At 42.9% G+C, this 22,824-nt stretch carries 20 protein-coding genes; 19 read left to right on the top strand and 1 reads right to left on the bottom strand.

Annotation, left to right across the window (positions count from 1 at the left end; all coding sequences use genetic code 11):
• The first annotated feature begins 10 nt into the window (after positions 1-10).
• The 10 genes from IGI72_RS02210 to IGI72_RS02255 all read left to right on the top strand — a co-directional run bounded on the left by IGI72_RS02210 (position 11) and on the right by IGI72_RS02255 (position 12,331).
• Positions 11-643 carry an amino acid ABC transporter ATP-binding protein gene (locus IGI72_RS02210; RefSeq protein WP_005227272.1) on the top strand — a complete coding sequence of 211 codons (633 nt, stop codon included), beginning with the start codon at positions 11-13 and terminating at the stop codon, positions 641-643.
• A gap of 13 nt (positions 644-656) precedes the next feature.
• Positions 657-1,460: a transporter substrate-binding domain-containing protein gene (locus tag IGI72_RS02215; protein ID WP_438752886.1), complete on the top strand. Its 804-nt coding sequence runs from the start codon at positions 657-659 to the stop codon at positions 1,458-1,460.
• Positions 1,461-1,635: 175 nt separating this feature from the next.
• Complete coding sequence (locus IGI72_RS02220) at positions 1,636-1,953, top strand: AbrB/MazE/SpoVT family DNA-binding domain-containing protein (protein WP_005227274.1); 318 nt, start codon at positions 1,636-1,638, stop codon at positions 1,951-1,953.
• A gap of 7 nt (positions 1,954-1,960) precedes the next feature.
• Positions 1,961-2,398, top strand: a complete 438-nt coding sequence (locus IGI72_RS02225) for a PIN domain-containing protein (protein WP_015508881.1) — start codon at positions 1,961-1,963, stop codon at positions 2,396-2,398.
• A gap of 130 nt (positions 2,399-2,528) precedes the next feature.
• Entirely contained in the window at positions 2,529-4,967 is a 2,439-nt protein-coding gene (locus IGI72_RS02230) for an FtsK/SpoIIIE family DNA translocase (RefSeq protein ID WP_005231469.1), read from the top strand.
• Between the two features lie 41 nt (positions 4,968-5,008).
• Positions 5,009-5,710 carry a GntR family transcriptional regulator gene (locus IGI72_RS02235; protein ID WP_005232219.1) on the top strand — a complete coding sequence of 234 codons (702 nt, stop codon included), beginning with the start codon at positions 5,009-5,011 and terminating at the stop codon, positions 5,708-5,710.
• Positions 5,711-5,771: 61 nt separating this feature from the next.
• Positions 5,772-6,572 carry a pyrroline-5-carboxylate reductase gene (gene proC, locus IGI72_RS02240; protein WP_087626838.1) on the top strand — a complete coding sequence of 267 codons (801 nt, stop codon included), beginning with the start codon at positions 5,772-5,774 and terminating at the stop codon, positions 6,570-6,572.
• 46 nt (positions 6,573-6,618) lie between these two features.
• The gene (locus IGI72_RS02245) at positions 6,619-7,293 is read left to right on the top strand and encodes an HAD family hydrolase (protein ID WP_005227279.1); all 675 of its coding nucleotides are present in this window, start codon (positions 6,619-6,621) and stop codon (positions 7,291-7,293) included.
• 288 nt (positions 7,294-7,581) lie between these two features.
• On the top strand, positions 7,582-10,290 hold the full coding sequence (locus IGI72_RS02250; protein ID WP_438752891.1) for a YhgE/Pip family protein: 2,709 nt from the start codon (positions 7,582-7,584) through the stop codon (positions 10,288-10,290).
• 217 nt (positions 10,291-10,507) lie between these two features.
• Positions 10,508-12,331, top strand: a complete 1,824-nt coding sequence (locus tag IGI72_RS02255; protein WP_005227281.1) for an APC family permease — start codon at positions 10,508-10,510, stop codon at positions 12,329-12,331.
• A 73-nt stretch (positions 12,332-12,404) separates the two neighbouring features.
• Here the strand turns inward: IGI72_RS02255 and IGI72_RS02260 are convergent, their stop codons facing one another.
• A complete protein-coding gene (locus IGI72_RS02260) occupies positions 12,405-13,295 on the bottom strand; it encodes an ArsR/SmtB family transcription factor (protein ID WP_005227282.1) in 891 nt (296 codons plus the stop codon).
• A 375-nt stretch (positions 13,296-13,670) separates the two neighbouring features.
• Here IGI72_RS02260 and IGI72_RS02265 point away from each other — a divergent pair, with 375 nt between their 5' ends.
• From IGI72_RS02265 to IGI72_RS02305, 9 genes are read left to right on the top strand one after another with little or no spacing between them, the layout of a single operon-like run.
• Positions 13,671-15,011, top strand: a complete 1,341-nt coding sequence (locus IGI72_RS02265; RefSeq protein WP_015508887.1) for an ABC transporter substrate-binding protein — start codon at positions 13,671-13,673, stop codon at positions 15,009-15,011.
• A 56-nt stretch (positions 15,012-15,067) separates the two neighbouring features.
• The gene (locus tag IGI72_RS02270; protein WP_015508888.1) at positions 15,068-15,982 is read left to right on the top strand and encodes a carbohydrate ABC transporter permease; all 915 of its coding nucleotides are present in this window, start codon (positions 15,068-15,070) and stop codon (positions 15,980-15,982) included.
• 11 nt (positions 15,983-15,993) lie between these two features.
• Entirely contained in the window at positions 15,994-16,827 is an 834-nt protein-coding gene (locus IGI72_RS02275; RefSeq protein WP_005232200.1) for a carbohydrate ABC transporter permease, read from the top strand.
• A gap of 4 nt (positions 16,828-16,831) precedes the next feature.
• Positions 16,832-17,440, top strand: coding sequence for a DUF624 domain-containing protein (locus tag IGI72_RS02280; protein ID WP_061053696.1), 609 nt, complete (start codon positions 16,832-16,834; stop codon positions 17,438-17,440).
• Positions 17,437-18,864: a glycoside hydrolase family 43 protein gene (locus IGI72_RS02285; protein WP_438752894.1), complete on the top strand. Its 1,428-nt coding sequence runs from the start codon at positions 17,437-17,439 to the stop codon at positions 18,862-18,864. The genes IGI72_RS02280 and IGI72_RS02285 overlap by 4 nt, the downstream gene beginning before the upstream one ends.
• A 3-nt stretch (positions 18,865-18,867) precedes the next feature.
• Entirely contained in the window at positions 18,868-19,851 is a 984-nt protein-coding gene (locus IGI72_RS02290; protein WP_061053697.1) for a glycoside hydrolase family 43 protein, read from the top strand.
• The gene (locus IGI72_RS02295) at positions 19,852-21,297 is read left to right on the top strand and encodes an alpha-N-arabinofuranosidase (RefSeq protein ID WP_010748730.1); all 1,446 of its coding nucleotides are present in this window, start codon (positions 19,852-19,854) and stop codon (positions 21,295-21,297) included.
• Between the two features lie 4 nt (positions 21,298-21,301).
• Complete coding sequence (locus tag IGI72_RS02300) at positions 21,302-21,568, top strand: DUF6171 family protein (protein WP_005227303.1); 267 nt, start codon at positions 21,302-21,304, stop codon at positions 21,566-21,568.
• Positions 21,569-21,619: 51 nt separating this feature from the next.
• Entirely contained in the window at positions 21,620-22,810 is a 1,191-nt protein-coding gene (locus IGI72_RS02305) for an arabinan endo-1,5-alpha-L-arabinosidase (protein WP_164890356.1), read from the top strand.
• Positions 22,811-22,824: the final 14 nt, after the last annotated feature.

Below are 22,824 nucleotides of genomic sequence, written 5' to 3' on the forward strand. Positions count from 1 at the left end.
GGAACCACATATGTTAGAACTAAAACAAGTATCAAAGTCATTTGGCGCTAAAAAAGTCATCGATCAGCTAGACTTGACGATCGAAGACGGCAGTATCTTAGCGGTGGTCGGTCCTTCCGGTGGTGGGAAAACCACCTTGCTTCGGACACTGGCTGGTTTAGAAACGATCGATTCTGGAAGCTTTTTACTGGATGGCAAAGCCTTTGATCCCACCGACACAAAAGAACAAGAACAAGTCGTCGGTGTCGTCTTCCAAGACTTCCAATTGTTTCCGCACTTGTCAGTTTTTGAAAACATCACTTTGGCGCCAAAAATGGTGCTAAAACAAGACAAGGCCGCGTATACAGCAAAAGCCGAACAGTTGGCAGAAAAACTAGGGTTAAGTGACCTACTAGCCCAATATCCCTTCCAATTGTCGGGGGGGCAGCGGCAACGGGTGGCTATCGCACGAGCGATGGCGATGAATCCCAAAGTGTTGGCCTATGACGAGCCTACCAGCGCCTTAGATCCAGGCTTGAGACAGCAAGTCGAACAGCTGATCTTGGATCTGAAAAAAGAAGGAGTGACCCAGATCGTGGTGACCCATGATTTGGTTTTTGCCGAAAATATCGGCGATCAATTATTAAAAGTAGCAGGAGAATAAGGGGGAGAACAAAATGAAAAAATTACTATTGACGGGAATCGCAGCAGCAAGTGTGTTTTTATTAGGGGCGTGTGGCAGCAACAATGACACCACAACCAGTGCCGCTGACAAAGAAGAAGTGATCGTCGGCCTAGACGATACTTTTGTACCGATGGGCTTTAAAGACGACCAAGGCAACATCGTTGGGTTTGATGTGGATTTAGCAACAGCGATCTTGGATCTAACAGGAACCAAAGTCAAATTTCAACCAATCGATTGGTCCATGAAAGAAACCGAACTAAGCAATGGCACCATCGATATGATCTGGAACGGGTATACCAAAACCGCAGCTCGTGAAGAAAAAGTATTGTTTACAGATACTTATATGGAAAACAAACAAGTCTTGGTCACAGCAAAAGCCAGCGGCATTACTAGCTTTGATGATATGGAGGGCAAAGTCTTAGGCGCCCAAGAAGGTTCTTCTGGTTATGAGACCTTCAACAACCAACCGGAAGTTTTGAAGGATCTCGTAGACGGCAATGACGCAACCTTGTATGCCAGCTTTAATGAAGCCTTTATCGATCTAGAAAACGGTCGGATCGACGGTCTTTTGATCGACCGCGTCTACGCAGAATATTATTTGACTCAAACAGGCAAAACCGATGACTTCAACGAAATCGAAAGCCCCTTTGAAGCAGAAGATTTTGCTGTAGGTGTGCGTAAAGACGATCAAGCCATGGCAGATAAAATCAATGATGGCTTGAAAGAATTGCAAGGCAATGGCACCTTTGCTGAAATCTCTGAAAAGTGGTTTGGCGAAGACGTTACACCAAACTAAAACAAGTCAACAAGATACACTGGCTGCTTAGCAGCTGGTGTTTTTTTATACATTCATTTCTTTTGCGTATTTAAGGAAAGAAGGAACGATTGAAGTATATACTTGTGTATACATAGGCGTGCTCATGTTATAATGATAGGTAGTAAGGAAAATCCGATAAAGAGGGGGGAGCCGAGTGGAACATTATAAAGAGACCGCTCATTTGATTAAGTGGGGCAACGGACAGGGGGTTCGCTTGTCTAAGAAAATGATTCGGAAATTGGATCTCCAGGTAGGTTCTGAACTAGAAATGGAACTGGCAGAAGAAGTCAATGGCAAAAAACAGTTAGTTATTACAGAAAAGCAGTCAGTAGGAGAGTTGTCCCCAGAGGAGAAACTTCGTTTAGTCGATTCTTTGCAAGGCATTTTAGCAGATTCATTTGAAACACCTGACGTTGTGGACATCAAAAAAGTAAGAAACGAACGGCGTAGGAAAAAATATCTGGGAGAATAAAATAAGCATGACCAAATACAAAGCCAAACGAGTCGTGATTGACACCAATGTGATCCTTGACTATTTATTAGGAAGAGGGTCTAAAAGCCATCAAGAAGCCATCAAACAGATATACAACAGTTCCATTTATGGACTTTGCGAGGGCGTGATTACGGCAAGTACCTTAACGGATCTTTTCTATATTCTCGATGGAGCAGCAGGAGTCGATGCTCGGAGGGAAGTCAAAAAACTGATCCAAGTGCATACCGTCTTAACAGTTACGGAAGCAGATTGCCTTCAGGCGCTTGATTCAACAATGACAGATTTTGAGGATGCTGTTTTAGCAGCTTGTGCGAAGCGAAATCAAATCGACAGTCTAGTAACGACCAATACCGCTGATTTTGAATCATCGGGACTGATTGTCTATACAGTCGCTGAATTTGTGCAGCAGCTAAAAAGAGGATGATCACTGCTATATCTGGCAGACATCCTCTTTTTTCCTTAAATTCCAACAGCTAACCAAAATTTCTCACAGGAAAACTTTTGTTCGCCTTCTTTTTTCGTTATAATAGGGAAAGATGAAAAGAGGGATAGAAATGGCGCAAAAAAAACGCGCAAAGAAACGCAAAACAAAAAAACAACAAAAACAGCAAGAGAAATTAATGCTGGTCGGCGTCGGCCTGCTCTTTGTCTTGTTTTCGATATTTGGCTTTTTCCATTTAGGTTTTTTAGGAACCTTGATTGCCAACGGGTTTCGGATCGTTGGCGGAAACACGTACCAATTTTTGAGTGTTGCCCTAGCCGCTTATGGTGTCTGGTTAGCGATCAAAACGACCGATGCTCGATTTAAGAGTATTCGGCGAGTGATTGGCTGTGTATTGGTGTATTTTGGTTTACTGATCATCCTCCATGCGCAAATCTTTAGTAATGTGGTGGGAGAACAAGCCAATATCTTCCAAACCACGTGGATGACGCTGTTAGGCGATATTCGGCGCAGCCAAGTGACCCAAAATGTCGGGGGCGGAATGATTGGCGCCATGCTCTATGGGGCGACCTATTTTCTTGTTTCCCAGATCGGCAGCTACATCATCGCTGTTTTACTCATGATGATTGGGGCGTTCTTGTTCAGCCAAATGAGCAGCCACGAGTTAGTCGAGCACCTGCAAGCAGCTGGTGACAAGCTGCAGCGGTTGTTAGAAGGCTCTCCAGAAAAGCAAGCCGAACGAGAAGCCCGCAAAGCGGAACGAGCAGCAGAGAAACAAGCTGCGAAAGAAGCCAAAAAAGAAGCCGAACGAGCAGCAGTCATGGCGGAGATCAAAGAAAAGAATCAAGTCCGACCAATGACAGAAGACGAAAAATCAGCAAAAGAACAACAGATGCAAGCGCCAGCTGATTTTGAACCAGAGCAGCTGAGCTTTGTACCCATCGACCACTTCCAGGAATTGCCGCAAGCGGCGGGACCAGAGGCCGCTCAAGCACCACATCCAGCAGGAAACAAACCGGGACCAAGCAAAAAGGTCAATGAAGACGGAGAGATCCTTGATGATGATGGTGAAGTATTGGAATTTGAGATTTCGGAAGAAGCTGAAAATCGTGATTATGAATTGCCTTCAGCGCAATTACTCGATTCGATCCCTTCAACGGATCAAAGCAGCGAGTACAAAAAGATCGAACAAAATATCGGTGTGTTAGAAACCACCTTCCAAAGCTTCGGTGTTGACGCAAAAGTCGTCAAAGCCAGCTTAGGACCAGCAGTAACCAAATTCGAAGTTCAACCAGCAGTAGGGGTCAAAGTCAGCAAAATCGTCGGGTTGACCGACGATATCGCCTTGGCCTTAGCTGCCAAAGATGTGCGGATGGAAGCGCCGATCCCAGGAAAATCATTGATTGGGATCGAAGTTCCAAACAGTGCAGTCAGCATGGTTTCATTCCGAGAAGTGATCGAAGCCCAACCGGATCATCCAGATAAACTATTAGAAGTACCTTTAGGACGCGATATTTCTGGCCGTGTCCAAACGGCAGACTTAACGAAAATGCCCCATCTCTTGATTGCCGGATCGACCGGGAGCGGGAAGTCCGTAGCCATCAACGGCATCATCACCAGTATTTTGATGCGGGCAAAACCCCATGAAGTCAAACTGATGATGATCGACCCGAAAATGGTTGAATTAAATGTTTATAATGGGATTCCCCATCTCTTGACACCTGTCGTGACCAATCCCCGCAAAGCGGCGCAAGCGTTGCAAAAAGTGGTCAAGGAAATGGAAGAGCGCTACGAAAAATTTGCGGCAACTGGGGTCCGAAACATTACTGGCTACAACGATTTAGTGATCAATAAGAATTTAGAAGACGGCGAAAATCGTCCGATCTTGCCATTCATTGTAGTGATCGTCGATGAGTTAGCCGACTTGATGATGGTTGCCAGCAACGAAGTCGAAGATGCCATCATTCGTTTGGCGCAAATGGCACGGGCAGCAGGTATCCATATGATCCTAGCAACGCAACGACCAAGTGTGGATGTCATTACAGGGATCATCAAAGCCAATGTTCCATCACGGATGGCCTTTGCGGTTTCCAGCGGTGTCGATTCGCGGACCATCATTGATGGGAACGGAGCCGAAAAACTGCTGGGTCGCGGCGACATGCTGTATCTGCCGATGGGTGAGAACAAACCGATTCGGGTCCAAGGGGCCTTTATCTCCGACCAAGAAGTCGAACGAGTGGTTGAATTCGTGACCGATCAGCAAGAAGCCAATTATGAAGAAAAAATGATGGTTACTGAGGAAGAAACGAGTACCGGCAGCAGCGGACAACCGCAAGATGAGCTATTCGAAGATGCCAAAGCCCTTGTGGTGGAAATGCAGACCGCCAGCGTTTCTCTCTTGCAGCGACGTTTTCGCATCGGCTATAACCGAGCGGCTCGGTTAGTGGATGAATTAGAAGATCAAGGCGTCGTTGGCCCTTCTGAAGGCAGCAAGCCACGGAAAGTCTTGATCGAGCCGCAACCAGAAGACATTCCTACCTTTGATGAATAAGGAGAACAAGACCAATCCAATGAGAGAAAGGCGAGATAGCAATGAAACGCAAACACATTCTTTACCGTGATGTTGCCGATAAGCTCAAAGAAGACATCATGTCGGGTCGCTACCCGATTGGTTCATTTTTACCGACGGAAACAGAATTGGAAGCCACCTTCAATGTCAGCAAGATCACTGTCCGCAAAGCCATCGAATTGTTAGCGGCAGATGAGTATGTGGAAAAACGCAGCGGACGTGGGACGACGGTTTTAAGCAATCGCCCTTATAACAAGCTGTCAAAAGGCACGACGTTTAGCCAATTGCTTGAAAAGACTGGCAAGGAATACACGAAGAAAAACCTCAGCTATGAATTAGTCGAACTTGCGCCTGAGCACCCAGCGTATTCCTTGATGGGCAAAGAAGTCATGCGTTTACGTCGCATGTATTATTTTGACCACCAACCCTTTATTTATTATGAGTACCATTTGCCAAAGCAGCTAAAGGGTACCTCCATCGAGGTCTTTGAAGAAAAATCATTGTATCGCCTATTGGATGAACATCGAATGATCATCGATCGCTTTCAAGATGCGTTCGTGGCAACGACCTTGACCGAAGAGCAACAGAAGTTTATGATCACGCCAGAGGTCGCTGCCTTGAAACGGACCCGTTATTCATATGATCTACAAGGAGAAGTGGTAGAATATACAGAAGGGATCTATAACACCGCCTTGCATCCGTATATGATCGAGTTTGAAGCCTAGTCATTGATTAGGCTTTTTTAGCAAAAAGTGGTACCAAAATCAGAAGTGGAGCGTGAAAACTATGAGAAAAATCGCCTTTTTAGGAGCCGGTAACATGGCAAAAGCCATTATCAACGGCTTGATTGCAGCAAACCTGTATGAACCAGCAGAGATCTTGGTTTATAACCATCGCTACGAGCCGACTTTGGCACAATTAGAAAAAGAAACCGGGATCACTGGGACAACTAAGCTAGCAGATGTCACCGGAAAAGCAGAGATCTTCGTCTTAGCAGTTAAACCTTTTGTCTTTCCCCGCTTGCTTGCTGATTTAAAAGACGGCTTGACCAAGGAGCATTTGCTAGTATCTATTGCCGCGGGTGTGACGATCGCGCAAATGGAAGAAATCATCGGTGCGCACAAAATCGTGCGGGTCATGCCAAATACCCCTGCACTGGTGGGGGAAGGGATGTCTTCTATCAGTCCCAACGGTCAAGTGACGGAAGCCGAAGCCAACGAAGTCAAACAGCTTTTTGAAAGCCTGGGCAAAGCCGAGCAAGTACCAGAAAGCATGATCGATGCAGTCATTGGTGTCAGCGGTTCTTCACCAGCCTACACGTATTTGTTCATCGAAGCTTTGGCAGATGGAGCAGTGGCAGAAGGAATGCCGCGTCCGATGGCGTATGAATTTGCTGCTCAAGCGGTATTAGGCGCAGCGAAGATGGTACTAGAGACGAAGGAACACCCAGGTGTCTTAAAGGATCGTGTCAGCTCGCCAGGGGGCACAACGATCCAAGCAGTCAAAACCTTAGAGGAAAATGGCTTTCGGGCGGCTGTCATCAAAGCAGTGCAAGCAGCTGCTGACAAAAGTCGGGAGATGTCTTGATCCCCAGTGAGTGAGGAAAAAATCTTAGCAAAACGAAGGAGCGTTTATGAAAGAACTTTTGATTTTTGATTTTGATGGATTGTTAGTCGATACCGAAAGAGTCTATTTTGATGGGTGGTTGGCGCTATTTAAAAAGTATGAGCTTCCGATTACAGCCGCTGATATTTTTGGTTGGCGTGGTCAAAGTTGGCAACAGACTGCCACTAAATTAGCCGACCTCGTAGGCGGTCAGCAGCGGGTGCAGGAATTACGAGCAGAACGGGAAGTCTATATTGCCCAGCAAATAACTGATGGCACCTTCAAAACTAAACCCTATGCGAAAGAAACCATCGCCTTGGCTCGTGAGAAAGGCTTCCAAACGGCACTAGCCACCTCGACGATGAAAAAAAGAGCCTCTGAATTGTTGGCGCATTTCGATTTGTTGCAGGCCTTTGACTATCAGACCTTTGGCGATGACGTTTCCGCCCATAAACCTGATCCAGCACCTTACTTGCTGACTTTAGAAAAAGCGCAAGTCGCAGCGGAAAAAGCTTTAGTCATGGAAGATTCTCTTGTGGGAGCAACAGCCGCGACACGTGCGGGCATCGATGTCGTGCTGATTCCCGATCAAAGCTTTGATCAAGTCTATTCCCCAGAGGAAAAAGCAGATCTTCAATTATATGGCGAAGCTACCTCATTGAAGTATGTGTATGAGTTATTGGCAAAGGATCAACTGAAATAATACCTAAAAAAGCTTCCTTTTTCATTGCAGAAAAAGGAAGCTTTTTTTGTATAGGAAAGGCCTGTAAAAAAACAGAACAAAGGATATGAGTGGTGTGTTTTTCGCCATCATGGTAAAGTTAAAGAAAGTTTAACAATAAGCGAAAAAAAACAAAAAGTAAAGGGGTTTCATTTTGACAAAAACGTCCATTTGTCAAAAGGACTTTTCTTGGTCGATCCTAGCCGTTGGCGGCAGGGGAAAAACATGGTAAATTATCCTTCGACGAAGAACTAGTGGGGGAAGAAAAAAATGAATAAACTAAAGAATGTTTTCTATTTATATAAACTGGACTGGAAACGAATTTTCAGCAATCCAATTTCTGCATTTTTGATCATTGCCTTAATGATTTTACCCTCGCTTTATGCGTGGTTCAATATCAAAGCCCTCTGGGACCCATACGGCAACACCAGTGAATTGCCGATCGCCGTTTACAGTGCGGATAAAGGGGCAGAATTTCAAGACAAGCACATCGATATCGGTGATGAAGTCATCGACACCCTCCATAAAAACAAGCAGTTGGGCTGGCGCTTCTTGGATTCAAAAGAGGACTTAGTAGAAGGGGTCAAGTCAGGAAAATATTACGCGGGTATTTACCTACCAGCGGATTTTTCAGATGATCTGATCAGCTTTACCAGTGGAAAAATCGAAAAACCGACCATCGAGTATTATAGCAACCAAAAAATCAATGCCATCGCACCAAAAATCACCGATAAAGGAGCCAGCAGCCTTCAAGAAGAGATCTCACAAAACTTTATTGAAACCGCCAGCTCCACGTTGATAAAAGTCTTCAATGAAATCGGCTATGACATTGATTCCAACTTAGTCAGCATCAACAAAGTCAAATCGATGATCTTAGACACCGATGACAATTTGGCTACGATCGATGGCTATACGAAAGAGATCGTCACCTTGCACGATAAGTTTCCAGAAATCAAAGAAAAGATCGCAAAAGCCGAAGAATTCACCGATTATATCCCACAAGTGGATGCCATGGGGGAAAAACTGATTGGCTTAAACGATAAGCTGCCTGCATTGAAGAAAGAAGCCAGCATCATTTTGACCTTGCAAGAAAAGATCCCAGAGATCCAAAATGCCGGCAAACAATTGAAGATGATCGACGATGATTTCGATGACATTGCCAGCACCATGACGGACGGCATCGACACCGCCAAGCAAGGACTGCAAGTCATTGAACAAGTGCAAGCCGCTTTACCACAGATCGAACAACTAGGCGACCAAGCCGCCAGCTTCGCCACCGCGACCAAAGATGGGGCGCAACAATTGCAAGATGCCCTGCCAAGTATTTCTAGCAGTGTGAAGGTGACGATTGAGTCTATTCGTCAAGTGGCAACAACCACAGCAAAGTGGTCGCAAGCACTGAATGATTCAATCGATCAAGATCAGTTGGACCAAGATCGAGAATCAATTTTACAAACGATTGATGGGTTGCAGCAAAGTATTCAGCAACAACAAAGTATGCTAGATGCCTTAATTGCATTTTTAGGAAATATTGAAGGCTCAGCTGAAAATGCCCAAATTCAAGGCGTAATCGGTCAGTTAACTGACATAAAAGGGCACTTGACGAATGTATCTGGATTGTTAACTAAGGTTAGAAGCGCTGTGCAAAGCGGTGATGTTAAGGCAGCTAAGCAATATCTTAGTGAAGTCACCGCAGCTGCTCAAAATGTTGCTAATCTTCTGGATCCTAATAGTTTTAATGTTGATGCCATTACTAAAACCATCAACGACATTCTAACCAAACTAATCGAAACCATCACCACCGCCGAAGATGTCTTGAAAAAAGCCCAAGAGATCGATTTTGACTCGTTGCTGTCTTCCACCAAATCAGTGGTCAGCAATGCCGTGACGATTTTGGAAAAATACCAAAAAGAATTGCCTGCCATCAAGCAAGAATTGCACGATGCCAATACGATGTTGAATGGTCACATGGATGAAATCGTCAATGCCATCAACAAAGGAGCCGACCTGTACAACAACGAATTGCCAGTCGCCGAAGAAAAATTAGGGCTGGCCGTAAACTTCTTGCAAAACGATTGGCCAACTATCAAATCAGAAATCAGCTCTACGATGGCAATGGTGGATGAAAAACTACCAGAAGTTGAAAAAGCCTTGGATGCGGCCGTTGATTTGATCAATAACGATTGGCCAAGTATCAAAGCAGGCATCCACAAAGCCGCTGATGCGATCCGAGCAGGCGAAAATGAAGTCGATCTCGGGGAAGTCATCAAATTATTGAAACTTGATGCCACCGATGAAGCCGACTTCTTCAAACAGCCAGTGGAATTAAAAAGCAATGAAATCTATCCAATCGCCAACAATGGTTCAGCTAGCACACCGTTTTATACCGCATTGTGTTTGTGGGTAGGGGCATTATTGTTGTCAAGTGTCGCTACAACGGAGTATCATTTAGAGAAGAAAGACAAAAAACGCTTTACCCAACGTGAAACCTTTGTGGCACGAATGCTGACGTTCTTGACGATGGCAGTCGCCCAAAGTTTGATCGTGACCCTAGGAAATATGTTTTTATTAGGCGTTGATGTCCACAATCCAGTGTACAGTGTCTTCTTCGCATTACTCGTCGGACTCGCCTTTATGATGATCGTTTACGTACTGGCAGGACTGTTCGGCAACCTCGGGAAAGGGATCGCCATCATCATTTTGGTTCTCTCCATCTCAGGTGGGGGAGGAAACTACCCGATCCAAGTTTCTGGGAAGTTCTTCCAATTCATTAATCCGCTGCTGCCATTTACCCATGCAGTCAATCTGTTAAGAGAATCAGCTGGCGGGATCTATTGGCCAAATGCCGTGCCACAATTGGTTATTTTAACGATTTTGTTCCTGGTCTTTGGGATCGTCGGTACCTACGCGTATCCTTATCTAGTCAACTCTACGAAGAAATTAAGCGACATTTCCAAAGAAAGTCATTTCTTCCACTAACATCGAAAAGCAGAAAGAGCATTTGTTCTTTCTGCTTTTGTGCCATCACGTGAAATTTCTAATAATCAAAAGAGGGAAAAAGGGCCGTTTTTTCATCTGATTTTCATTGACTTTTCGCGGTTACAAGAGTAGCATACAGTCTTGATAATTCAATATTTGTGAGGATATCGTTACAAGTTTAACGAAGGATTTTTTCATGAAAAGGAGTGTAGAAAAAGTGGAGTATTTGAAACGTTTGTTGGTCGGACGTCCATTGAAATCCGCAGAGAATGATGAACAAAAACTGAGCCGGACGGCGGCCCTTGCGTTGCTATCTTCTGATGCTTTGTCTTCGATTGCTTATGGGACAGAGCAGATCGTTGTCGTATTAGTGGCACTTTCCGCTGCTGCTATCTGGTATTCATTACCGATCGCTGCTTTTGTTATTATTCTTTTGATTTCATTGACCTTGTCTTACCGTCAGATCATTCATGCATACCCTCACGGTGGTGGGGCGTATGTAGTAAGTAGTGAAAATTTAGGGAAAAATGCGGGCCTGATTGCCGGCGGCTCACTGTTGATCGATTATATGCTGACAGTAGCAGTATCCGTCTCAGCAGGGGCGGAAGCCATCACTTCTGCTGTGCCAGCGTTGTTCGGCCATCAAGTGGCCATTTCTGTCGTGATCGTACTCTTGATCATGATGATGAATCTGCGAGGGCTGCGAGAATCAGCTAGCTTCTTGATGATTCCTGTCTACACCTTTATCGCAGTGATCACAGTCTTGATCGTGGTCGGCTTGTACAACATCGTAACTGGTGCGCAACCGTTGAATGCAACCGCACTGCCGGGAGCTGTGGTGCCTGGGGTATCCGTAGCCTTGATCTTACGGGCTTTCTCATCAGGTTCCTCTTCTTTGACGGGGGTCGAAGCGATCAGTAACGCGGTGCCATTTTTCAAAAAACCACGGGCGAAAAATGCAGCTGCGACCTTGACGATCATGGCTGCGATCTTAGGGTTCTTCTTCGTCGGCATCACTTTTATCAACTATTGGTACGGTATCGTACCAGAAGCAGAAGTGACCGTCCTATCTCAAATCGGCTCTGCTGTTTTTGGTCATGGGTTTATGTACTACGTTTTGCAATTTGCCACAGCGCTGATTTTAGCAGTTGCCGCAAATACAGGATTTTCCGCCTTCCCCGTGTTGGCGTATAACTTAGCCAAAGACAAATATATGCCACACATGTATCAAGACCGTGGGGATCGTCTCGGCTACTCAAACGGGATCATCACCTTAGCTGCTGGTTCCATCGTCCTATTGTTTATCTTCCAAGGATCGACCGAGCGTTTGATTCCGTTGTATTCCATCGGGGTATTCATTCCTTTTGCACTATCCCAAAGCGGAATGGTCGTCAAATGGAAAAAAGAAGGCAAAGGCTGGTTCTTTAAATCGATCGCCAACATCATTGGGGCTTTGATTTCTTTTGCGATCATTGCCATCTTGTTCGTGTATCGCTTAGGCGATATTTGGCCATTTTTCATTATCATGCCGATCCTCTTGTATATCTTTTACAAGATCCATGATCATTATAAAAAAGTCGCAGAACAGCTGCGATTGGAAAAACAAGAAGCACTGCATGTCTATGAAGGAAATACCGTGATCGTTCTCGTCGGAAATGTTACCCGAGTAAATATCGGCGCATTGAACTATGCCCAATCGATTGGTGATTATGTCGTGGCGATGCACGTCTCGTTGGATGAAGATGTGAAGAAAGAAAAAGAGATCGAACAAGAATTTAAGCAAAAATTCCCAGACGTGCGTTTCTCCGTCGTTCATTCTTCGTATCGTTCGATTGAAAATCCCATCTTGCGTTATGTGGATCTAGTCAGCCGCAATGCAGCCAAACACAATTACACAACGACCGTCATCATTCCACAGTTTGTCCCAAGACGTCGCTGGCAAAATATTTTGCACAACCAAACAAGCCTGCGCTTGCGTTTCAGACTCTCTTGGCGTGAGAACATCATTGTAAGTACGTACAGTTACCATTTGAAGAAATAACAAAAACGCTAGTTTAGCGACCTGATTCCCAAAAGAAATGTTTGGGTCAGCCGCTAAGACTAGCGTTTTTTTTTTAGCTATAAAACATTTTCAGTTTGATATCCTGATCGTAATTCCCAAACCCCTTGCCAAAGAGGGTACAACCGCCGACATGCTCGGCATCTTCTTTGACTTCCACTTTTAAGTGCCACGTATCTTCGTAGGCAGGTATATCCTTGATCGTAATGTCGGAAAGAGGAACACCTTCCATGTAGGTTCCGTGATCCATGATGCGGATCGTCTTCAATAACCCGTACTGATTGAGATTGTCTGGATACCAATCCGGTGTATACTTGCCGCGAATATCTGCAAAATCCCCTGGGCTAGTCCATGTACCAAGCTCCACACCATTTAAGCTGAAGGTGATGTCTGACGGCCAGTTGTTATTGGAAAAAGGAAATTCAGACGAAACTTCCATTGAAATCTCCATCATTTCAAGTTTTTCTTCTCTTGCTAAGAAGTTTGGCGATTGGTATTCAACAAATCCTTTCGTAAACCACAAGATGCGGGCATCCATTCGTCGGGGATCCATGAAAAACTTCGGTTCATCCACCATTCCCACAAAATCAGCTGAAGTAGCAAGCCCGCACGTTGGTTCTACCGAATAATTTGTATAATGACCGATCGGTATCGCCGTTTCTTTCGTATCAAAGGCATTAAAGATTTTCTCAGGAAAGTTGATATCGATATGATCCACTCTCAAACTGGAAATCTTTTTTTGTCCCACACGCTCTGTTTTGATGATTTTGGCTTCTTCTAATTTTTTGATGTGCATCGTAATGATGGCGCTGCTTAAGCCCAACTCCTGTGCCAACTCTTTGACATTCATCTTGTTTTTAGCCAGCAATTGAATGATTTTGATTCGCACGTTACTGGCAAGTGCCTCATAGACAGGCAATGCTTCTTGATTGATTTCTAATTGCATCGTGTCACCTCCGCTTAAACTGTTTGATTTACTTGAATGTTAACATATTTGCTAATTTGTGTAAATAGCGTTGTTTATTTCGCTAGTTATTAATATATTTATTAATTAATATAGATATTATCCTAGATAAATTAATCAAAATATTGTTGACAGCGATTACAAATCAAGTTATGATTTATTTGTAAATTGAAAGTGTTTGTAAACATCAATTTCTATGTTTTGTTTTTGTGAATTGTTTATAGGCTTCTTTATAGGAAATATCTTAGGTGTTAGGAATTATTATGAGCAGTTAGTAAGGTTTTTTTTAAGAGATGTCAATGAACAAATGTGATAACGTACCTGCAAATATCTATAAAACTTGAGAGGATGGAAAAGATGAACATCAAAAAGGTTATTTTTTCGGGAGCAGTTCTAGGTTTAAGTAGTTTGGTATTAGGGGCCTGCGGAAACAGTAATAATAGTTCAGGTGATGATAGCGGAAGTAAAGAAATTACGTTTATGTTTCGAGGCGGCGAGGACGAGAAGAAAGCCTATGAAACAGCAATTAAACAATTTGAGGAAGAAAATGATGTAAGCGTTAAGATTATCGCCACAGATGCTGATCAATATGCAACAAAGCTGCAAGCGGCAATCTCAGGCGGTAATATGCCCGATGTTTTCTATGTAGAACAAAGCAATCTAATGGCTTACGTTGATAATGGTGTTTTGCTAGATATTACGGATGAAATTGAGAATTCAGATTTTGATCTTTCAAACATTTGGGAATATGGGGTAAACAGTTATCGGTATGATGGTGAAAAAGTTGGTAGCGGTGCTTTGTATGGATTACCAAAAGATGTTGGACCATTTGCTTTAGGATATAACAAAGACATGTTTAAAGAAGCTGGTATTGATTTGCCAGATACAGATACGCCTTATACATGGGATGAATTCGTTGAAGTATCTAAACAGTTGACGAAGGATTCTGATGGAGATGGAAATCTTGACCAATGGGCAACAGGATTTAACGTAAACTGGAGTTTACAAGCTTTTGTTTGGAGTAACGGAGCAGATTGGATCAACGAAGCCAAAGATACCGTTACAGTCGATACACCAGAATTTGCGGAAGCATTGCAATGGTTTGCGGATCTGCAAAATGTGCATGAACTCACCCCTTCAATTTCTGATGCCCAAACATTGGATACGTATCAAAGATGGATGAATGGTGAGATTGCTTTCTTCCCTGTAGGACCTTGGGATATGAGTACGTATGCAGGATTAGATTTTGAGTATGACTTGATGCCTTGGCCAGCAGGCTCTACAGGCGAATCTGCAACGTATATCGGTTCTTTAGGAATTGGTGTTGCCAGCAAAACCAAACATCCAGAAGAAGCAGTGAAATTAGTTGAGTATTTAAGTGCATCTGAAGAAGGACAACAACAATTAGTAGACGCACAGATTCAAATTCCTAACCTGATTGATATGGCTGAAGAATGGGCTTCTGATACGGACAGTGTACCTAATAATAAACAAGAATTTATTGATATCGTCCAAGATTATGGTCGCGCTTTGCCAGTAGCAACAACCTACAATGCAGAATGGTACGATGAATTCTTTATCAATATCCAACCTGTGTTAGATGGAGATCAAACGGCAGCGGATTATTTAAAAGAAGTTCAACCTAAGATGCAAGAAAAACTAGACTCAGCGATTCGCCAACAAGAAACAGCAAGATAGACTCACTGGGGTCACATATCTATGTGACCCCAAAGATTTTTATGGAGGGACGCGTAATGGAACAAGTGGAAATAAAAAAAACAAAAAATAAAAATAGTCTTTATGCAAAAGAGCACAAAGTTGCTTTCTTGTTCGTTCTACTTCCAGTTTTAGGATTTATTTTGTTTTCATTGATACCTTTGGGCTATTCGGTTTATGCTGCCTTTACAGATTGGAACGGTCTAGGGCAAATGAATTTTATCGGTTTTGAGAACTTTCAGAAGCTTTTTAGAGATGAGTACTTCTATAAGACGATGTTTAATACCGTCTTTTTGATGTTAGGGATCCCAATCGGTTTGATTTTGTCATTTATGCTGGCATCAGCACTGAGCAGAGGAATTAAAGGAACGACGATTTTCCGAACGATCTATTATATTCCAGTTATCTCATCATTAGCAGCCATTTCGATTTTGTGGCAATGGGCTTACAATGGTGATTTTGGTTTAGTCAATCAGGTCTTGGATATCTTCGGTATCAGCGGCCCCAACTGGTTGCAAAACCCATCAACAGTCAAACCGGCAATTATTATTATGTCTGTTTGGAAGGGATTGGGCTATTCTATGCTCTTGTACTTGGCAGCGATTCAAAGTGTACCAAAAACCTTTTATGAAGCAGCAGAATTAGATGGTGCTTCTTCTTTTCAAAAGTTTCGCAATATCACTTGGCCGATGGTTAGACCAGTCACTTTCTTTTTAGTCGTTACGAATATTATCGGCGGCTCACAAATCTTTACGGAAATAAACATTATGACACCAACTGGCGGACCACAATATAGCAGTGCTACGGTCGTTTGGTATATCTGGCAAAAAGCTTTCAGAAATTGGCAAATGGGTTATGCAAGCAGTATGGCGTTGATTCTAGCAGTATTGGTTTTTGTGATAACAGCATTCCAATTCTATATGAACAATCGTTCAAGCTATAAATTAGATTAGGAGGGAAAAGAATGAAAAAACTGAAAATAAGCAACGTACTCATTATTTTAATTCTCTCCCTTGGAGCAGTTATTATGGTGGGGCCGTTACTTTGGATGATCTCAACATCGCTAAAAGACCGAGCTGGCGTCTTCCAGCTGCCACCTCAATGGATTCCAGACCCAGTACAATTTGATGCGTACAAACGTTTATCTGAGCTGGACACTTTGTTCTCAGGGATTAAAAATACAGTGATCGTTTCACTTTCTGTGACTGTTGTAGGTACTCTGACATCCAGTTTAGCCGCCTTCTCATTTGCCAAATTACGGATGCCGCATAAAGATGCGCTATTTCTAATCCTTTTAGCCGCTTTGATGATTCCTTATCCAGCGGTGATGATCCCGCAATTTATGATGTTTTCCCAAATTGGCTGGGTTGATACGTTATTACCATTGATCATCCCAGGAATGTTTGGAAATATCACGATGATTTTCTTTTTACGACAATATTTATCTAATATTCCTGATTCGATCGTTGAGGCGGCGAAAATTGATGGTGCGGGCTATTTACAAACCTTTATCCAATTGATTTTTCCGTTGATTCGTCCAGCGGTTGCTGCTCAATTTATTTTATGGTTTATGGGCGCTTGGAATGACTACTTAGCACCCTTGATCTACTTGAATAGTCCAGAAAAACAAACATTGCAAGTAGTGATCGCAAACTTAAATGCCGCCTATGCAATTCAAACGGATTATCCGTTGATTATGGCAGCTTCCGTTGTTTCATTACTTCCGGTTTTGATCGTATTTATTATTTTCCAAAAGCAAATTATTGAATCAGTTGCACTTTCTGGAATGAAAGGGTGAGTAGATGTTTCTAAAAGCAATGAACTGGCTAAATGCATTGGTACTTCTGATAGAACTAAATATTTTGTGGCTTCTAGGTATTTTAGCTGGTTTTTTTGTGGTCGGCTTTGTTCCCAGTACTGTTGCTGTCTTAACGATTCTAAATAAAGAGGATCTATTTACAGGCTATTACTCTTATATAGAAGTATTGACTTTATTTTGGAAAAACTATGTGTCAGCCATTCGCTTATACAAATGGCGGGTCTTTATATTTCCACTTATTCTAGGCATTCTCTATTTGGAATTGCTGATTGTGCAGCAAAGTGATCTAATGAGAGCATTTTTCCAATGGCCACTTTTGTTTTTGTTCAGTTATGTGATTTTAGTATTGATCAATTTATCCTTAGTCACTCGATTGAGTAAAGATAAGTGGCGGAAAAAAGCCGTTTTTTCATTGACGAGTCCATTCTTGTTACCAAAAGAATCGCTTCTTTGTCTTTTGATGGTTCTCACATTTTCAATTGTTAGCATGGCGTATCATTGGTTCTTTTTTGTCGCAATTTCAATCTTTTTGTACAGTGCCAGCAAGTGCTTGTTGTCAGGCTATAGCAAGAAAGGATTGTTAAAATCATGATCAAAAAATTTCTTTTCTCGTGTGTTCCTCTAATGGTTCTTTTATCTGGCTGTACTGCTTCTGCAGTTGAAGAAGTCTTGTCCCCTCCTGAGTTTGCCGATGTTAGTGTCCATGACCCATCGGTGATCAAAGCGGATGATACGTTTTATATTATTGGATCACATATGCAATTTGCCAAGTCTCAGGATTTGATGAAGTGGGAGCAGATATCTAATTCAGTATCTGAAGATACACTATTTGAGAATATTCGAGAAGAATTGGCAGAAGAGTTTGAGTACGCACAGACAGATACGTTATGGGCTAGTGATATCCAACAGTTTAAGAATGGAAAATACTATTTGTACTATTGTTTGTGTCAAGGAACTTCACCGCTCTCCGTAATGGGAGTGGCGGTATCTGACTCTATTGAAGGTCCTTATGAAAAAGTCGAATCTTTTCTTTATTCAGGAACCTCTCCGCAGTTTGGTGAAGCGTACAATGCAGCGATTCATCCAAATGCGATCGATCCTCATGTTTTTTATGACAATGAAGGAAAATTATGGATGGTCTATGGATCATACTCAGGTGGGATTTTTATCCTAGAAATGGATGATGAAACGGGTTTGCCTAAAGATCGCAATTCATACGGAACACATTTGATGGGCGGAAATCACAGTCGCATCGAAGCACCATACATTCAGTATAATCAAGAAAATGGCTACTATTACTTGTTCACTTCATTTGGTGGGCTAGATGCAGACGGTGGATACAACCTTCGAGTCGCGCGGTCAAAGAATCCCGATGGTCCTTATGAAGACAGCCAAGGAAATCCAATGGCTGAGGTCAAAGGGAAATTTGGAACAGTTTTTGATGACGCAAGTATTCAAGACTTCGGAACTAAAATTATGGGGAACTTCCTATATACCGAAAATACGAGCAATGAAGGGGTTGGCTATGTTTCGCCAGGTCACAACTCGACCTATTATGATGAAGAAACCAATCAATATTACTTGATTTTCCATACACGTTTTCCAAATAGCGGAGAATACCATTCTGTGAGAGTCCATCAAATGTTTTTCACAGAAGCAGGCTGGCCGGTTGTTTCTCCATTGAGATACAGCGAAGAAACGATTGCTGACTATACAAAGAATCAAGTTACGGGTGCCTATACGCTGATTTCCTTTGACAAGTTTTTAACGGATGATTTGAAAGAACCACAGGAAATTACAGTTGAAAAAAATGGCACGGTCAAAGGTGATCGCACTGGAACATGGGAACTAGCAGAAAAGAATAGTCAAGAAGATTCAAGTGTGGTTATCGATGACACTGTTTATAAAGGGAAGTTTCTTTCCGGCTGGGATGAAAATCAGCAAAAGCAAGTAATGACATTTACAGGTACCTCAGAAGCAGGAGTACCATTATTTATTGTTAGGAATGAGGAGTAAGGTATGGCAAAAGCAAATGCAGAGACAATACAAAATCCAATCGTGTATGAACGAGCAGACCCTTGGGTATATTTACATTCCGATGGTTACTATTATTTTACAGGTTCAGTTCCTGGATATCAGTCGATTGAACTTAGACGAGCGAAAAGCCTCAATGAACTGGAAGATGCAGAGAGAAAGACGGTTTGGCAGGCACATGAATCGGGACCAATGAGTGAATTGATTTGGGCGCCAGAAATTCATTTTATCGCTGATAAGTGGTATATCTATTTTGCCGCGAGTGATAATGAAGAGATCAGAAATGAAAATCATCATCATCGAATGTTCGTGATCGAAAATAATTCAAGTGACCCTTTTGAAGGGGAATGGGAAGAAAAAGGACAAGTCATCACGCAATTTGAAAGTTTTAGTTTGGATGCAACTGTGTTTGAACATCAGGAGAAACTTTATTATGTTTGGGCGCAACAAGATCCAAGAATTCCAGGAAACTCTAATCTGTATCTATCAGAAATGGAAAATCCATGGACACTAAAAGGGAAGCAGCTTTTACTATCGATCCCTGAATACCCTTGGGAACAGATTGGTTTCATGGTGAATGAGGGACCAGCCGTGCTTAAGCGAAATGGTAAGATTTTTATCACTTATTCTGGCAGTGCTACAGATGAAAATTACGCTATGGGATTATTGTGGACAGACGAAAATAGTGATTTATTGAATGGATTTTCTTGGCACAAATCCCAAGAGCCAGTCTTTCAAACGTCAGAACGGAATTCTCAATATGGACCCGGGCATAACTCTTTTACAAAAGGGGCAGATGGTGAGGACATTTTAGTTTATCATGCAAGACCAGAAAAAAATCAGGCAGGCGATCCTCTGGCAAACCCGAATCGACATGCAGTTGCACAACCATTCACTTGGGATGAAAAAGGATTCCCAGTTTTTGGCGAGCCGGTCGCAAACAATAAATTAGAGATGAAGGTGAACTGATTGACGATCAACATTCAAAACACAAAATCAGGAACAACGATCAGCAAATATATCTACGGTCATTTTGCAGAGCATCTAGGCCGTTGTATCTATGAAGGATTATACGTTGGAGAAGATTCGCAGATCCCAAATAAAAATGGGATGCGGATCGATGTGGTTGAAGCACTGAAAAACATTCAAATCCCTGTGCTGCGTTGGCCAGGCGGCTGCTTCGCCGATGAATACCATTGGAAAGACGGAATTGGACCTAAAGAAAACCGCAAAACGATGGTCAACACTCACTGGGGCGGCGTGACTGAAAACAATCATTTCGGGACCCATGAATTTTTTGAATTGATCAAGCAGCTGGAATGTGACGCGTATGTCAACGGCAATGTCGGCAGCGGAACGGTGCAAGAAATGTCGGAATGGGTGGAATACATCACGATGGATGGCATTTCTCCGATGGCTGATCTTCGCAGAGAAAATGGCCATGAAGATGCGTGGGAAATGAAATTCTTTGGCGTAGGAAACGAAAACTGGGGCTGCGGCGGCAATATGCGGCCAGAGTACTATGCGGATCTGTATCGCCGCTATCAAACCTATGTCCGCCAATACGGTGACAAAAAAATCTACAAAGTTGCTGGCGGAGCGAATGTCGCAGACTATCATTGGACAGAAACGCTGATGAAAAACGCCCATTGGTTGATGGACGGCCTAAGCTTGCACTACTACGTTCATCCGCAGGGCTGGGAAGAAAAAGGGAGCGCCTTGGAATTTGATGAGGCAGAGTGGCAAGTGACCTGTGAAAAAGCAGCCTACATGGATGAATTATTGACCCGCCACAGCGCGATCATGGACCAGTATGACCCAGAACAGCGTGTGGGAATCATTGTTGATGAATGGGGCACTTGGTTCTCAGCAGAACCTGGGACGAATCCAGGCTTCTTATACCAACAAAATACGATTCGTGATGCCATGGTCGCAGCGATCACCTTGAATATTTTCCATAAACATGCCAAGCGAGTGCATATGGCAAATATCGCACAAACCGTCAACGTCCTGCAAGCGATGATTTTGACAGATGGCGAACAAATGGTGAAAACCCCAAGCTATCATGTCTTTGATTTGTACAAAGTCCATCAAGATGCTGAAACCATTGATAGCCATGGAACTAGCAGTGATACCATTACGTATACGATTTCGAAAAAAGAGGATACGATCCATCTATCGGTTTGTAATTTTGCTACCCAAGGCACGGAAGAATTAACCTTCTCCCTGGAAACAGCGATCAATGAAGTGAAAGAAGCTCGTTATATCGTGGGGGACAAAATGAACGCACACAATGATTTTGATCATCCTGAAGATGTGGTGATCCAAGACTTCACCGCTTACGATGTTGAAGAGAACAAAGTCAGCTTGCGGGTGCCAGCAATGAGTGTTCTAACGATCTCATTGACAGTCTGATCCAATGACTTGTAAAGGATGTGAAGTGAAAGATGCTGCTGCAGCAGCACAGGAAGACATTGAATCCTTGATTGCAGAACAACTTTCTTTAGAAAGCGACTTGGCTTCGCCGGAGATCGTCAGTAGGAGAATCGCTGTTTGTGAGACTTGTCCATTGCGATTGAATCATACCTGTACCAAATGCGGCTGCTTTTATCGGTTTCGCGCAAATTTAGCTAAGAAAAACTGTCCTGCAGGAATGTGGGAACAAACAGGACAGCTCGTCAAGTAGCTGTCCTGTTTTTATAAAATAGAATAAATCAATTAGGAGATGAGGGAAGACATGACAGCGATCAATGGGGTTCATGATCCTACGATTATTGAACATGAAGGTACCTTTTATTTATATTCAACGGACACACAACAGCCCAAAACGGCTGGTGTACCAATTCGTCGTTCAAAAGATTTGATCCATTGGCAATTTGAGAAACAGGCATTGTCAGAAATGCCTGAACCAGCAGTAAAATGGAGCAAAGCTCAAGGACTATGGGCACCGGAAGTTATCCGCTACAAGGACGAATTCCGTATGTATTATTCTGCTTCGACATTCGGCAGTACCACTTCTTTTATCGGCTTAGCTACAGCATCAGATCCTTTGGGCCCTTGGGAAGATCAAGGAGAGGTTGTTAAAACCAATGCAACTCTTGCACAGCATAACGCGATCGATGCCAATATTGCTTTTGACCGCTCGGGTGAGCAGTGGTTTGTCTATGGTTCTTTCTTTGGCGGAATCTATATTGCTCCATTGAACAAAGAAACTGGAAAACTTCAAGAAAAGAGCTATGGCCAACGGATTGCTTTTCGTCCGAAAACAGTTGATACTGCTATTGAAGGCCCATTTATCTATTATCATCCTGAAACCGATTATTATTATTTGTTTGTTTCTTTCGACTCCCTTAACGATTCGTATAATATCCGTGTCGCCCGAGCAAAAGAAATTACAGGGCCATATCTGGACTGGCATGGTACGGCCATGACGGATCAAGAAAAGACGCCAACCGAAGTAGGGACTAAACTGTTAGGCAGTTATCAGTTCTCAGAAGAACCAGTTGTATACGCTCCTGGTCATAACTCGATCTTTACGCAATCCAATAAAGAAAGCTTCGTTGTGCATCATGCACGGAGAAAACCATTCAGTGACCAATTCCATTTACAAATACGTAAACTCTATTGGCTGGAATCAGGCTGGCCAGTAATCTCTGCTTCAATCTATCAAGGAAGTGTTTCACGAATGCCAGAGCAGGAAACTCTGTTAGGAAAGTGGGAAATCATCCAATTTGATCATGAATCTCAAGTTATATCTTCTCAACTGCAAGAAATAACAGCATTAAAAAAAGAAGGACGAAGTTACTTGTGGGGAGAAAACGAATTTGTCCCATATTATGAGTACATCGACCAAAAAGAAAGGTTGTTTTTATCTGGAATCAATGATCAAGGCGTTGCGTTTCTTGGTCGAAAAGTGTACGAAGAATAAAAAACAAGCAGCAC

Source organism: Enterococcus sp. DIV1059_2, from assembly GCF_051713685.1.
GTDB classification, from domain to species: Bacteria; Bacillota; Bacilli; order Lactobacillales; family Enterococcaceae; genus Enterococcus_D; species Enterococcus_D casseliflavus.